Raw genomic sequence first — 12,065 nt, 5'->3', positions numbered from 1 at the left:
AGGTGCTGCGAACCGCCCTCAAGCCCCGTTGGCTGGGACTGTTCGCCCTCCTCGTCGTCGTCCTCGTGACGTTCACGCAGCTCGGTTTCTGGCAGCTGCACGTCGCCCAGGACAAGGGCCTCGCGGATGCGCTGCGCAAGGCGCACGAGGCCCGGCCGGCCCTGATCGACTCCGTCGTCCGGCCGCACCAGGACTTCCCGAACCCCCAGTCCAACCGGGCGGTGACCGCGATCGGCGAGTATGTCGCGAAGGACCAGTTCCTCGTGGGGCCGCGTCGGCTCGACGGCGTCCAGGGGTACTGGGTCGTGGCGCCGATCGTCGTGGCCGAGACCGGGGCCCGCCTCGCGGTGGTCCGCGGGTTCGTCACCGACCCCGCGGCTGCCGGCACCGTCCCGTCCGGCAAGGTCACGGTCGACGGGTCGCTCGCGCCGGGGGAGTCGCCAGCCGTCGCGCCGACACCTGCCGCCGCCACCGGGGGAACCGGCTCGGGCGGCTCCGGCGGGACGGCCACCGAGGTCCTCGGGTCGATCGACCTGTCGATCCTCGTGAACCGCTGGCCCGGTGACATCTACAACGCCTTCGTCTTCGCCCAGACCGAGCGGGCCGCCAGCGGCACCGCGATCGCTGCGTCGGCAGGCCTCGAACGGGTGCCCCCACCCGAGGTGACGGGCGGCCTGAAGTGGCGCAACGCGGCATACGCGCTGCAGTGGTGGGTGTTCGCGGGCTTTGCCGCGTTCATGTGGTTCAGGATGGTGCGCGATGATGCTCAGCATGAGCGAGCGAACGAGCAAGGCGACTGAGGTCAAGGGGACCAAGGACCCCGCGCGCACCGAGCGTGCCCTGAAGTGGTTCAAGGTGATGGCGTTCACGGCCGGTGCGGCCATGTTCGTGCTCATCGCCGAGATGGTCCTCAAGTACGGCTTCGACAACGAGGTGCTCTCGTGGTGGAGCCCGGTGCACGGCTTCATCTTCATGGGGTTCGTGTTCACGGTGTGGAACCTGGGGACGATGTTGCGCTGGTCGTTCGGCCGGATGGTCGCCATCGTGCTGGGTGCCTGCATCCCGTTCGTCGCGTTCGTGATCGAGCGCAGGGTGGCCGCGGAGGTGGAGCCGACGCTCGCCGGTAGCCTTGCCCCGTGAGTGAAACCCCCGCCGGCGACACCGCCGACATCACCCAGGCCCAGGACGACGACCGCGTCGAGGCGCCCCACGGCGACCGGGTGGAGGTGGACTCCACCCCGCTCCAGGCGAAGCCGGTGCTCGTCGTCGACTTCGGCGCGCAGTACGCGCAGCTGATCGCGCGGCGCGTGCGCGAGGCCAACATCTACAGCGAGGTCGTCCCGCACACCATGGCGGTCGACGAGATGCTCGCCAAGGGCCCGGCCGCGATCGTGCTCTCCGGTGGCCCGTCGTCGGTCTACGCCGAGGGTGCCCCGTCGCTCGACCCGGCCCTGCTCGAGGCCGGGGTCCCGGTCTTCGGCATGTGCTACGGCTTCCAGGCGATGGCCCAGGCGATGGGTGGCACGGTCGCCCACACGGGGCTGAGCGAGTTCGGCTCGACACCTGCCTCGATCTCCGACTCCGAGTCGACGTTGTTCAACGGCCAGCCGGCCGACCAGTCGGTCTGGATGAGCCACGGCGACTCCGTCACCGAGGCCCCCGCGGGCATGCGGGTCACGGCGGCCACCGCGGGTGCGCCCGTCGCCGCGTTCGAGGACGACGAGCGCCAGCTGTATGGCGTGCAGTGGCACCCGGAGGTCATGCACTCGACGTTCGGCCAGCGCGTGCTCGAGAACTTCCTCTACCGCGGCGCCAGGCTCGAGGGCGACTGGACCGCGGCGAACGTCGTCGACGAGCTCGTCGACGCGATCCGCTCGAAGGTGGGGGAGTCGCGGGTCCTCTGCGCGCTCTCCGGCGGTGTCGACTCCTCCGTCGCTGCCGCCCTGGTGCAGAAGGCTGTCGGCGACCAGCTCACGTGCGTGTTCGTCGACCACGGTCTGCTGCGCTCCGGCGAGGCCGAGCAGGTCGAGAAGGAGTTCGTGGCGGCCACCGGGGTGGACCTCGTCGTCGTGGACGCTCGCGAGCAGTTCCTGTCCGCGCTCGCCGGGGTGTCCGACCCCGAGGAGAAGCGCAAGATCATCGGGCGCGAGTTCATCCGCGTGTTCGAGCAGGCGGCGCGCGACGTCGTCGGTTCGCGCGGCGACTCCGACCACCCGGTCGAGTTCCTCGTCCAGGGCACGCTGTACCCCGACGTCGTCGAGTCCGGTGGCGGCACCGGTGCGGCCAACATCAAGTCGCACCACAACGTCGGCGGCCTCCCCGACGACCTGCAGTTCAAGCTCGTCGAGCCGCTGCGGTCACTGTTCAAGGACGAGGTCCGCCAGGTCGGGCTCGAGCTCGGTGTGCCCGAGGCGATCGTCTGGCGCCAACCGTTCCCGGGCCCCGGCCTCGGCATCCGCATCGTGGGCGAGGTGACCGCCGAGCGGCTCGAGATCCTCCGGGCCGCCGACGCGATCGCCCGCCACGAGCTGTCGGCCGCCGGGCTGGACCGCGACATCTGGCAGTGCCCGGTGGTGCTGCTCGGCGACGTGCGTTCGGTGGGGGTGCAGGGCGACGGCCGGACGTACGGCCACCCTGTCGTCCTGCGCCCGGTCTCGTCCGAGGACGCCATGACGGCCGACTGGACGCGGGTGCCCTACGAGGTGCTGGCCAAGATCTCGACGCGGATCACCAACGAGGTGCGTGAGATCAACCGTGTCGTGCTCGACGTGACGAGCAAGCCGCCGGGCACCATCGAGTGGGAGTGACCCGGTCGTGGCGCTGAGGGGCGACGCGCTGGCGGCGGTCGAGGACAAGGCGAGTCGCTGGGTCATGCGGCACATCCTCATCGGGCCGCCGCTCAAGCTGCTCACCGGACTGCGGGTCGAGGGGCGCTCGAACGTCCCGCGCGAGGGCGCGCTGATCGTCGCCTCGAACCACCTGTCGTTCATCGACTCGATCGTCATCCCGCTCGCCTGCGCCCGGCAGGTGCACTTCCTCGGCAAGGCGGAGTACTTCCAGGGGACCGGCGTCCGCGGCGCTGCCGCCCGCTGGTTCCACTCGACCGCCGGCACCATCCCGGTCGACCGCAACGACCCCCGCGCCGCCGCGGGTTCGCTCACGCTGGCGGAGGAGGTCCTGCGCCGAGGTGAGGCATTCGGCGTCTACCCCGAGGGCACCCGCTCGCCCGACGGTCGCCTCCACCGCGGTCGCACCGGCGTCGCCCGTATGGCGCTCAGCACCGGTGCGACGCTCCTTCCCTGCGCTGTCACCGGGACCGACAAGGTCCAGCCTGCGGGGTCGAACGGGTTCCGTCCGGGAAAGGTGACCGTGCGCTTCGGCGAGCCGATCGACGTGGCCGGGCTGGGCGAGAAGTACCAGAAGGCCGCGCTGCTGAGGGCTGTCACCGACGCCACGATGGATGCGATCGGCGAGCTGTCGGGGCAGGAACGGTCGGGACTCTACGCCTCCGACGTCAAGGCCGCCATGACCGCCAACCTCCAGGGCTGACGGCTAACCCCGAACCGCGGCGCGCCGCCTGCCTGCACCTGTCGCGCGACCCTGCTGAGGGCAGCGACCACACGGACCGCAACTCACGGTTGAGCCCGGAGTCTGGCTGCTGATCAGTGGTGTCGGATGCGAGCGAGTCCGCGGGCACGTTCTCTTGCCGTGATTGCCGACCGGCCCCAGAGGGGCCAACGCGTTCGCCAGCCGCTGCAGCGTCCCGACTAGCCATGTGATCTTCGACGACTGGCTCAGCCAATCGAAGTATCGCGAACGGCACAAAGCCATGAGTTCCGTCTAAGAAAGGCATGGCCGCCAGGCTGACCTGGTCCTGGGGACGTGGAACTCAGTGGGATTCAGACATCCGTCCGGCGAGGGTTTGTCCCGCACGCCGCATCAGGACCCAGTTGATCTCGTCGGCGTGGTCGTCCCGTAGCCCTGCAAGCCCATCAACAGTAGCCTCGGGTGGCGATGAGCGGGTAGGCGAATCCGAGTGCGGCTTGGAGGGCGGAATGCACAAGCACAGGTATCACTTTCGCCGAAATTCGCGCTGGATATCGTCCGTGTCGGCGGGCGTCCTGCTGGGCGTCGGGCCGATCGTTGCAGGGATGTATCTGGCTTGGCGCTTCAAGGAAAGTTCGCCAGAGTCACTGACGGCCGCAGGCTACTCACTTGTAAGTGGTGGGGTCGTTGCCTTGGCGATCTTTGTCGGGGAGTCGATACGCGACGCACGATTGGAGGGCTTCGCGAGAAGTCAGAACACCCTTCAGGAAATCAGGACTTCGACCGATCTCGGCGGTCGTGACTTCTCCGCGCGGGACCTTCGAGGGATTGACTTCAGTTTCAAGCGCCTGGTCAATTGCGACTTCACGAGGGCTAATCTCGAAGGTGCCATATTCACCGAGTCCGACGTCCGCGGCGCATTGTTCGTGGGCGCGAGGATGAGGCGAGTCCGGTTCACGGGGACGAATGCGCGAATTGCGGACTTCTCTGGGTCGTCGCTCGATGACGCCGTCATCGTCGGCTGCGATATCCGAGGCGCCGACTTCAGCGGGGCGACGATGCGCCTGTCCGCTGTGGTGAGTTGCAGCGGCCGGTTCCTTTCGAGGAGGGAGATGGCGCTGCTCGTCCGTGAGGGGGTGGGCCAAGGCACCAGATATCCCAGGACGCAAATCGATTCACAGTTCATTTCCCAAGCTGGCCGTACGGATCACCTTCGATCGACGCGAGTGACGCGGGTCCAAGCCAGAGGAGCAGACTGGTGCGGCACCGACCTCACTGGGGCGGACCTTTCGAGTTCGATCTTTCGCGAGGCTTGCTTCGATATTCAAGCCGGCTTGGAGAACATCAGCGAGATCGCGCGGTTTCCTGCCATGAAGGTGCTGATGCTCGAGTGGATCGGGGAAAGGGGTGAGGGACTGGCTCGCGGAGGTCACTCTCAACGGCTGAGAGCGACCGGGCTGGGCACGGCACCGACACTTCTTCACGCAGCAGACCTTCGTGGCTCGGACTTCGGTCGCTGCGCCATCGGTCGAGCGATCTTGAGCGAAGAGCAGATGCGAGTGGCGAGGTTCTGACCGTTGGCAGCCGCATGCTGGGCGACGGCGCCTACACCTGTCGATGAGCGATCGCGGTGGGCCCCGGACCGAGGTGCGCGCTCGTCGCTACCGAGCGCGGTGCGCGTACAGGTCGCGGAGCAGTGCGATCTCGGCTCCGTGGTGCAGGATTTCATGGTTCTGCCACCAGACAGTCGACGGGAGGTTCTCGTCGGCGTCGCTGCCGCACGGGTAGCTGCTCAGCCCGGTCCGGTCGTAGTCGGCCTCGTCGACGCCGAGAACGGCCGTGCGCCAGCTGCGGCGGCATCGCGGAACGTCTCGATGGCGCCGGCTGCATCCGGTCGGGATTCGTAGGTCGCTCGATCGAAGGTTCGGTCGCCCCCGAGGTGGCTCGCACGGCCGAGCGGCGTCTCGGAGAGGTGGTCGAGCCGCCAGGCGATCGTCGTGAGCGGCGGTGGCCACGGGGTCTCGGGGGCTCCGTCGCGTCCCCACTCACCCGCGCCGATGAGATTCATGGCGCCGGGTCCGGGCCCATCGGTCCGCCTGCGTACCGACCAGCACGTGTCGACCGGCTCTCAAAGGTACTCGGCATCCGTGAGCGCCGGTGCGTCGATCGTGCGGTCATCGCCGGAGTCGTAGGTGGGGCCGGCGAGGCGAGTGAGAAGTCGCTCCGTCGCCCAGTCGTACTGCTCGAGCAGGGGAGCCAGCCGCTGGCTGGTCGTCATGACGCGGAGGATGGGTGCAAGGGGAGGCCGGGGGCTCGTGAATGTCGTCGGCGAGGGCTGTGACCTGGGCGCGCGGTTGGACCCGACCGGTTCGAGGTGCCGTCGTAGGCTGGTCCGGTGGCCGCCTTCGTGATCCGTGAATGGCGGCTCGACCCGTTCCCCGGGGACCAGGCCCCGCTGCACGTCCACCATCGTGGCGACGAGGCCTTCTACGTGCTCGACGGACTGCTCGACGTGCAGGACGGTACGCTCCGGCACCGGCTGGAGCCGGGGTCCCTGCACGTGGTGACCGCGGGTTCGCCCCACACGTTCGCCACCGTGGGTGACACCGGTGCGCGCATCCTCGTCATCATGAGCCCCGAGGTCGACGCCCTCGTCGCGGCCCTGCACTCAGGTGAGTCATCGGATCTTGCGTCGGTGTGGGAGCAGCACCACTCCTCACTCGCCTGAGAGTGCCGGCGCCCGGTGGTGTGCAGCTGGAGCGACGTCGGGGGGATTCCGTGAGGTGAGGCAGGACCCAAATCGGTTGCCCGGCAACAGTGGCCGTGTCACGCTCGCGAGATGTCCACCAGCATCGCCGACAAGCTCTCCAGACAGTTCGGGGAGACCGCCGTCGCTGTGGTGCAGGCGCGTCCTCAGGTGGATCCGGCCATGGTCGAGGAGATCTTCGACGAGGCGGCGACCCTGCTGCACAACGGACTTGCCCTCGACCACCTGGATGACCACGACGCCGACATCGTCATCTCGGAGCTCTGTGTCGCCCTCGTCGATGCGGACGTGACCACGGCGTTGCTGGCCCGGTTCTACGGGGCCACCGACCAGCCCACGGGCCTGCACGACCCGGAAGGTGTTGCCCTGGCGTACGAGAACGTCCTCAGGATCCTGCAGCTGTGACGCCCCCGGGTCACGCGCGGCCGGGGCCGCGAACACCGTGCTTCTCAGGCCTTCGCGCCAGCCGGGTGCAGGATGGGATGGTGAAGCCCTCGCGGGACCCGCACGACACCCACACCCGGTGCGCGGGCATCGACCGCGCCGTGGGTCACCGGGTCGACCAGGACGTGGACCACCACGGTCGAGTCGTCGCCGATCTCGGGTGCAGGGCTTCGTCCCGACGCCGATGAACGGTCGACTGGCAAACCTCGCCCTGCTGTTCGTGGTCCCGCTGGCGGCGGTGACCGGGTTCATGATGTTCCTGCTGGGCAGCGGACCGGTCTGGCCGGTCGCCATCCTCCACGGGGTCGTCGCCCTCCTCGTGGTCGTCCTGGTGCCGTGGAAGTCGACGGTCGTCCGCAGGGGGCTACGCCGTCCCGGACGGACACGGCAGCGGGGTCGGGCCGTGTCGTTGCTGCTGGGCCTGTGTGTGGTGCTGGCCCTGCTCACGGGCCTCGCCCACGTCCTCGGTGTGTTGTTCGCCGACTCGAGGGTGACGACCATGCAGCTGCACGTGGGCGCCGGCATCGTCGCCGTGGTCCTGACGGTTGCGCACGCACTGCAACGTCGCATCCGCGTGCGCCGAGGTGACCTGTCGCGTCGGTCGTTCGTCCGTCTCCTGGGGCTCACCGCCGTCGCCCTCGCGCTCGAGGCGGGCGTCCAGGCGACGGGCGCACTCACGGCACGGCGCGGCATACGCCGGGCGACCGGGTCGTTCCAGCTCGCGTCCTCCTCGGTCGCGGCGATCCCTGCCACGTCGTGGCTGTTCGACCAGGCCCCCGAGCTCGACCCGGCCTCGTGGCGCTTGACGGTGACGACGAGCGGGACCTCGCGCGACTGGTCGCTGGTCGAGCTCGCCCGGTGGCACGACCGGCAGGTGGCTGTCCTGGACTGCACCGGCGGGTGGTGGACCGAGCAGGAGTGGTCAGGCGTGCGCTTGAGCAGGCTGCTGCCCCCAGGGGCCGGGGGAACCGTGGAGGTGACGAGCGCGACGGGTTACACCAGACGGCTGCCGCTCACCGACCACCTGCTCCTGGCCACAGCGATCGACGGTGCGAGTCTCTCCGGGGCGCACGGTGCGCCGGTCCGTCTGGTGGTTCCCGGTCGACGCGGGTACCACTGGGTCAAGTGGGTCGTTCGGATCAGCCACGACGACCGCCCGTGGTGGGTGGAGCCACCCCTGCCGCTGCAGTGAGCGCGCGGAGTCGATCTCGTGCACGCATCGCCACCAGGGAGGCCAGCATGACCGGCATCGAGGACGTCCTGAGGTTGGGTACCGAGCTGGAACGCTCCTACCCGGTCCACGTCCGGGGCAGGCTCAAGTTCCGGGTCGGGCAGATCGTCTACGTCGCCTTCTCCCTCGACGAGACCATCATGGGATTCGCCTTCCCCAGGGACGAACGCGCCGCCCTCGTCGCGGGCGATCCGCACACCTTCTCCATGCCATCGGCGTCGGACCTGCGATTCAACTGGGTCCACGCCAACCTGGCCGCCCTCGACCCGAGCGAGGCTCGAGAGCTGGTGGTCGACGCCTGGCGCATGGTCGTGCCCCAGAAGGTGTCCCGGGCCTACGACCTCACCCACCCGGACGGTCCCGGTTGAGGGGACCTCTCCGTGGCTCGCAGCCGCCGCGATCCAGGGCCGTGTCCTTGCCGCGTGAGGCGCATCGTCAGAACGAGCCGACGTGCGTTCGCGCTCGCTCCGCCACCAGCGGGAGGTCAAGACCGTAGGCCCACCGTCCTGTGGCTGCGAACGCCTCCAGTCTCTGGGCGGCGCGGTCGAAGAGCCGATCGGCCCCGACCTGATTTCCACGTGCAGCGTGCGTGAGGGCAACACACACCTGCGCGAGCCCCTGCCACAGGTCCCGTTCTTCGTTCGGCCCAGCCTTCCAACGGGCCTCCAGCACCTCATGGGCGGCGAAGGGGCGTCCAGCCTCGACGAGCCCTCGAGCGGCCTCGAGCGTGTCCTCCGGTGGCAGGGGCTCCTCGGACACCGGCTCCACACCCTCGGCCCCGTACGGCAGAGGACGGCCCAACGCGTCGCGCGGTCTTGCCTGGCGAGCACGTCCACCGGTGTCCCGGTCACGATCAGGTCCTGTCATGCGCACAGTCTCCCAGTTGTGTGTCCGTTGGCCGCCGGTAAGGGTCCGTTGCACGGAGGCGCACGAAGGCCCCTTGGCGTGAGTCTGGAACGGCCATCAGAACCAGCAACACCAAGGAGACATGATGTTCATCGCCATCGTCGATTTCGGGACCTCTGCAGCAGACCGCGCCCGTGCCCTGAGCCAGCTCGAGTGCGAGAGGCCTGTCGTCCGCTCGATGCCGGGCAACCTTGCCTTCCGCGTGTACGAGTCGCGTGAGGACGACCGCACCGTGACCGTCGTCCACGAGTGGACCGACCAGCCCTCATTCACCGCATACCTCTCCTCCGAGGCGTTCGCCCGGTCCAACGCCGTCCTGCGAGCGTTGGTCACCGAAGGGCCGGTGAGCCGACGGTTTCGGGCCGATCTCGTCGAGTCCGTGGCCTGACGGGAACGGCGTCCCTACGATCGGCCCGTGGGAGACCTCCCGTGACCCGTGAGGCGTTCGCCTTCACCCGGTCCTTCGCGCCGACCCCGGCGACCGAGCTGCTCGTCGACCGCCACTACCTGCTCTGCGCCTCCCGGGGCGCCCTGCGCCTGGAAGCCGAGGGGCAGCGCTGGCTGCTGCCTCCGGCCCGGGCCGCCCTCCTGAGCGCGGGGCGGCCCGCCACCGTCACCATCCCGGCCTCGGCGACGACCGCCTCGGTGCTCTTCCACGTCGACTTCGTCCCCCCACCGCGGGAGGGGCTGGCAGTCGTCGACCTCGACCCCCTGGCGCGTGCCCTCGTCGCTGAGTGCGGCGGGTGGCAGGAGTCGGAGGAGCCGCTGCCGCCGTACGCCAGCGCCATCTTCGCGGCGCTGGCCGCAGTGGTGTGGCGGCTCGCCGAGCGACCCAGCCCCGTCAGGATGCCGGCCGGGCGCTCGGCCGAGGTGCGGACGGCGTTGCGGCTCACCGAGGAGCAGCTCGCCGACGAGGTCAGTTTCGCGGACGTCGCGGCGAAGGTCGGGTTGGTGCCGCGCTCCCTGGCTCGCAGGTTCGAGGCCGAGATCGGTATGACGTGGCGCGCCACCCTCCGGCGGATGCGGGTCCTGCAGGCGGTGGAGCGACTCGCAGCCGACGACACCCCGGTGACGACGATCGCGCACGAGGTGGGCTACGGCTCGCTGTCGGCGTTCAACGCCGCGTTCCGTGAGCTCACCGGGACCACGCCGTCGGACTACCGCGCGACGTTCACCCGGTGAACCTGCACCGAACGCCCATCGTCGGACAGCCGCCGTGAAGCGTTCTCGTGGCTCGCGCTGCGGCCGGGCCGCGCCCCCTGCCTGGCGCGGTCGGTCTAGCGGGCCAACGGCCTGACGAAGATCGTCGTGATGGTCGTGGACCTGCAGCCTGTCGTCCGGTGGGGGACGAACTTGGCCAGGGTGGAGCCGGGCACGTACACGCGCAGTCCGTCCACCGGTGTGGGCCGACACGTCGATGCGGGGTAGTTCTGCACGTTCACCAGGCGTATGGGAGCGTCCGCATGCTGCCCGGGTGACAGCGTGATCGTCGTGACGGCTCCGGCGTCCCAGGTCGCTGCACGTCCGATCTGGGTGCCGTTGCCGAAACCCACGTAGGAGACACCCGGGTAGCCCCGCGTCCAGCAGTGGCCACGGGAGACGTTGGTCAGGCGCAGGTCGCCGACCTGGCTCCCTGCGGCGCCCTGGAGGTGGACGAGGCTCGCAGCCAGGGCGGAGTTGGTGCAGTGCGGCACGGCGGCTTGCGCGGACGTCGGTGCCACGACCAGCGTCGCGAGCGCAAGCCCTGCGGTGCTCGTCATGGTGAGGATCAGTTTCTTGCTCATGGGAAGGACCCCCTGGTCGGTTCCGGCGGGCGGTTGCCCGCCACCCTCTGTGACGTCCGGGGCGCGCCCGGGGTTGTGGGGACGCCGACGCGCGCGGTCGGGTACGGGTGTCGCCGGGACGACACAGCAGCGGTGTCCCGGCGAACAGTCGGATCCCGACGGGGCGACGACAGTTGGGGTCAGCCGAACAACCGCACCGACCAGGGAGATCCCGATGAACACCACGACTGCCACCACCGCCGGGACCGACGCCGGGACCGACGCCGGGACCGACGCCGGGACCCACGCCCCCACCCGGGCCACCAAGGTCCGCCCCGGTCTGCGCCGCCGACTGGTCTGCGGCCTGGTGGCGGCCGGCGCCGGCCTCGGCCTCACCCTCACCGGGGTCGGCCCCGCCTCGGCGGCCACGGCCCAGTACACCAACGTCAACTGCGGTTGGTACCTGCAGCCCCACGCCCCCGGCGGGTTCGCCGACCTCAAGGTGTCCACGACCGGGCTGCCGTACGTGACCGGCACGACCACCGCGGCGCAGCTGGTCTGGGTGTACGTCGAGTTCGTCCACCCGAGCCCCACCGGACCGAGCACGTACCGCTCCGGCTGGTTCTACACGTACGCCAGGGCCGGGGTCTGGACGCGCACGTGGACCTCCTACGCCACCGGTGCCACGAACCAGACGACCGTGCACGACGCCGGCGGGGCAGGCGAGAGCGGCTTCACCGGGGCCGAGCTCCCCAACGAGGACGTCGCGATCCGGCTCAGCCTGAGCTGGATGAGCAGCAGCAACACCAAGGTGGCCTCCACGGTCATCGTCGCCAACGCCGTGTACAACGCCAACAACCGGATGGTCTGCAACGGCGGCTCGAACATCTACTGACCGGGCGCGGGCGCGGGCAACGGGTCGCGGCACGCGCTACTCGCGGCGCGCGGGGGCCTGCGGTACCGCGAAGTGCGGTGCTACTTGCCGCGCAGGCCGATCGGATTGCCGTCGGCGTCTGCGAGGACGCACACGCGCGCACCGGGTGCGACCTGGCGCGGCTCGTCGCGCTCGGTGGCTCCAGCCGCGAGCAGCGTTGCGCGGGTCGCATCGAGGTCGTCGACATCGGCGAACGCCACTGGGCCGCCGCCTGCACCTGCCGGGTTGAGGGCGACCTCGAAGCCGTTGACGTTGTACCCGACGTAGTACGGCTCGTCGGTGTGCGGTGCACCGAACAAGGCCGTGTACACGGCCTTGGTGGCCTCCAGATCGGATACCGGGATCACCAGACTGCTGATCGTGGGACTCATCTTCGACACCTCCAGGTCAGGACGGTCATCTCGCCGACCGTCGGGTCATCGACGAGGAACAAGGCTACGAGCGGCCCAGTGACCGGCGCTTCTCGATTCCTGA

16 protein-coding genes are annotated in these 12,065 nt (G+C 69.6%); 12 read left to right on the top strand and 4 right to left on the bottom strand.

Annotated elements, in window-relative coordinates; genetic code table 11:
- Nucleotides 1–2: 2 nt before the first annotated feature.
- The 5 genes from ACYVKF_RS02470 (at nucleotide 3) to ACYVKF_RS02450 (ending at nucleotide 5,120) form a co-directional block, all read left to right on the top strand.
- The gene (locus tag ACYVKF_RS02470) at nucleotides 3–800 is read left to right on the top strand and encodes an SURF1 family protein (protein ID WP_460964611.1); all 798 of its coding nucleotides are present in this window, start codon (nucleotides 3–5) and stop codon (nucleotides 798–800) included.
- A complete protein-coding gene (locus tag ACYVKF_RS02465; protein WP_460964609.1) occupies nucleotides 772–1,140 on the top strand; it encodes a DUF3817 domain-containing protein in 369 nt (122 codons plus the stop codon). Before ACYVKF_RS02470 ends, ACYVKF_RS02465 begins: the two co-directional genes overlap by 29 nt.
- 86 nt (nucleotides 1,141–1,226) lie before the next feature.
- Nucleotides 1,227–2,807: a glutamine-hydrolyzing GMP synthase gene (guaA, locus tag ACYVKF_RS02460; RefSeq protein WP_157581614.1), complete on the top strand. Its 1,581-nt coding sequence runs from the start codon at nucleotides 1,227–1,229 to the stop codon at nucleotides 2,805–2,807.
- A 7-nt stretch (nucleotides 2,808–2,814) separates the two neighbouring features.
- Nucleotides 2,815–3,549, top strand: a complete 735-nt coding sequence (locus ACYVKF_RS02455; protein ID WP_460964607.1) for a lysophospholipid acyltransferase family protein — start codon at nucleotides 2,815–2,817, stop codon at nucleotides 3,547–3,549.
- Between the two features lie 557 nt (nucleotides 3,550–4,106).
- Nucleotides 4,107–5,120, top strand: a complete 1,014-nt coding sequence (locus tag ACYVKF_RS02450; RefSeq protein WP_460964605.1) for a pentapeptide repeat-containing protein — start codon at nucleotides 4,107–4,109, stop codon at nucleotides 5,118–5,120.
- A 554-nt stretch (nucleotides 5,121–5,674) separates the two neighbouring features.
- Here the strand turns inward: ACYVKF_RS02450 and ACYVKF_RS02445 are convergent.
- On the bottom strand, nucleotides 5,675–5,824 hold the full coding sequence (locus tag ACYVKF_RS02445; RefSeq protein ID WP_460964603.1) for a hypothetical protein: 150 nt from the start codon (nucleotides 5,822–5,824) through the stop codon (nucleotides 5,675–5,677).
- 117 nt (nucleotides 5,825–5,941) lie between these two features.
- Between ACYVKF_RS02445 and ACYVKF_RS02440 the strand changes: the two genes are divergently transcribed.
- From ACYVKF_RS02440 to ACYVKF_RS02425, 4 genes are all read left to right on the top strand, one after another.
- The gene (locus ACYVKF_RS02440; RefSeq protein ID WP_460964601.1) at nucleotides 5,942–6,274 is read left to right on the top strand and encodes a cupin domain-containing protein; all 333 of its coding nucleotides are present in this window, start codon (nucleotides 5,942–5,944) and stop codon (nucleotides 6,272–6,274) included.
- A gap of 111 nt (nucleotides 6,275–6,385) precedes the next feature.
- The gene (locus ACYVKF_RS02435) at nucleotides 6,386–6,718 is read left to right on the top strand and encodes a hypothetical protein (protein ID WP_460964599.1); all 333 of its coding nucleotides are present in this window, start codon (nucleotides 6,386–6,388) and stop codon (nucleotides 6,716–6,718) included.
- Between the two features lie 199 nt (nucleotides 6,719–6,917).
- Nucleotides 6,918–7,949, top strand: a complete 1,032-nt coding sequence (locus ACYVKF_RS02430; protein ID WP_460964597.1) for a molybdopterin-dependent oxidoreductase — start codon at nucleotides 6,918–6,920, stop codon at nucleotides 7,947–7,949.
- A 47-nt stretch (nucleotides 7,950–7,996) separates the two neighbouring features.
- Nucleotides 7,997–8,356, top strand: coding sequence for an MmcQ/YjbR family DNA-binding protein (locus ACYVKF_RS02425; protein ID WP_056916644.1), 360 nt, complete (start codon nucleotides 7,997–7,999; stop codon nucleotides 8,354–8,356).
- 67 nt (nucleotides 8,357–8,423) lie between these two features.
- On the opposite strand, the gene ACYVKF_RS02420 is transcribed toward ACYVKF_RS02425, so the two are convergent.
- Nucleotides 8,424–8,747, bottom strand: coding sequence for a DUF309 domain-containing protein (locus ACYVKF_RS02420; protein ID WP_460964595.1), 324 nt, complete (start codon nucleotides 8,745–8,747; stop codon nucleotides 8,424–8,426).
- Between the two features lie 229 nt (nucleotides 8,748–8,976).
- Here ACYVKF_RS02420 and ACYVKF_RS02415 point away from each other — a divergent pair, with 229 nt between their 5' ends.
- Nucleotides 8,977–9,282, top strand: coding sequence for a putative quinol monooxygenase (locus ACYVKF_RS02415; RefSeq protein WP_460964593.1), 306 nt, complete (start codon nucleotides 8,977–8,979; stop codon nucleotides 9,280–9,282).
- A gap of 41 nt (nucleotides 9,283–9,323) precedes the next feature.
- Nucleotides 9,324–10,076 (top strand): AraC family transcriptional regulator, encoded by a 753-nt coding sequence (locus ACYVKF_RS02410; RefSeq protein WP_460964591.1) that lies wholly within the window; start codon nucleotides 9,324–9,326, stop codon nucleotides 10,074–10,076.
- Between the two features lie 95 nt (nucleotides 10,077–10,171).
- Here the strand turns inward: ACYVKF_RS02410 and ACYVKF_RS02405 are convergent, their stop codons facing one another.
- Entirely contained in the window at nucleotides 10,172–10,678 is a 507-nt protein-coding gene (locus ACYVKF_RS02405) for a DUF4232 domain-containing protein (protein ID WP_460964589.1), read from the bottom strand.
- A gap of 214 nt (nucleotides 10,679–10,892) precedes the next feature.
- Between ACYVKF_RS02405 and ACYVKF_RS02400 the strand changes: the two genes are divergently transcribed.
- On the top strand, nucleotides 10,893–11,552 hold the full coding sequence (locus ACYVKF_RS02400) for a hypothetical protein (protein ID WP_056916648.1): 660 nt from the start codon (nucleotides 10,893–10,895) through the stop codon (nucleotides 11,550–11,552).
- A gap of 80 nt (nucleotides 11,553–11,632) precedes the next feature.
- Here ACYVKF_RS02400 and ACYVKF_RS02395 read toward each other — a convergent pair whose 3' ends face one another.
- Entirely contained in the window at nucleotides 11,633–11,962 is a 330-nt protein-coding gene (locus ACYVKF_RS02395) for a VOC family protein (RefSeq protein ID WP_056916649.1), read from the bottom strand.
- Nucleotides 11,963–12,065: the final 103 nt, after the last annotated feature.

Source organism: Pedococcus soli, from assembly GCF_054782575.1.
The sequence above is the reverse complement of the archived record's forward strand: the minus strand, read 5'-3'. Positions and strand labels throughout refer to the sequence as shown.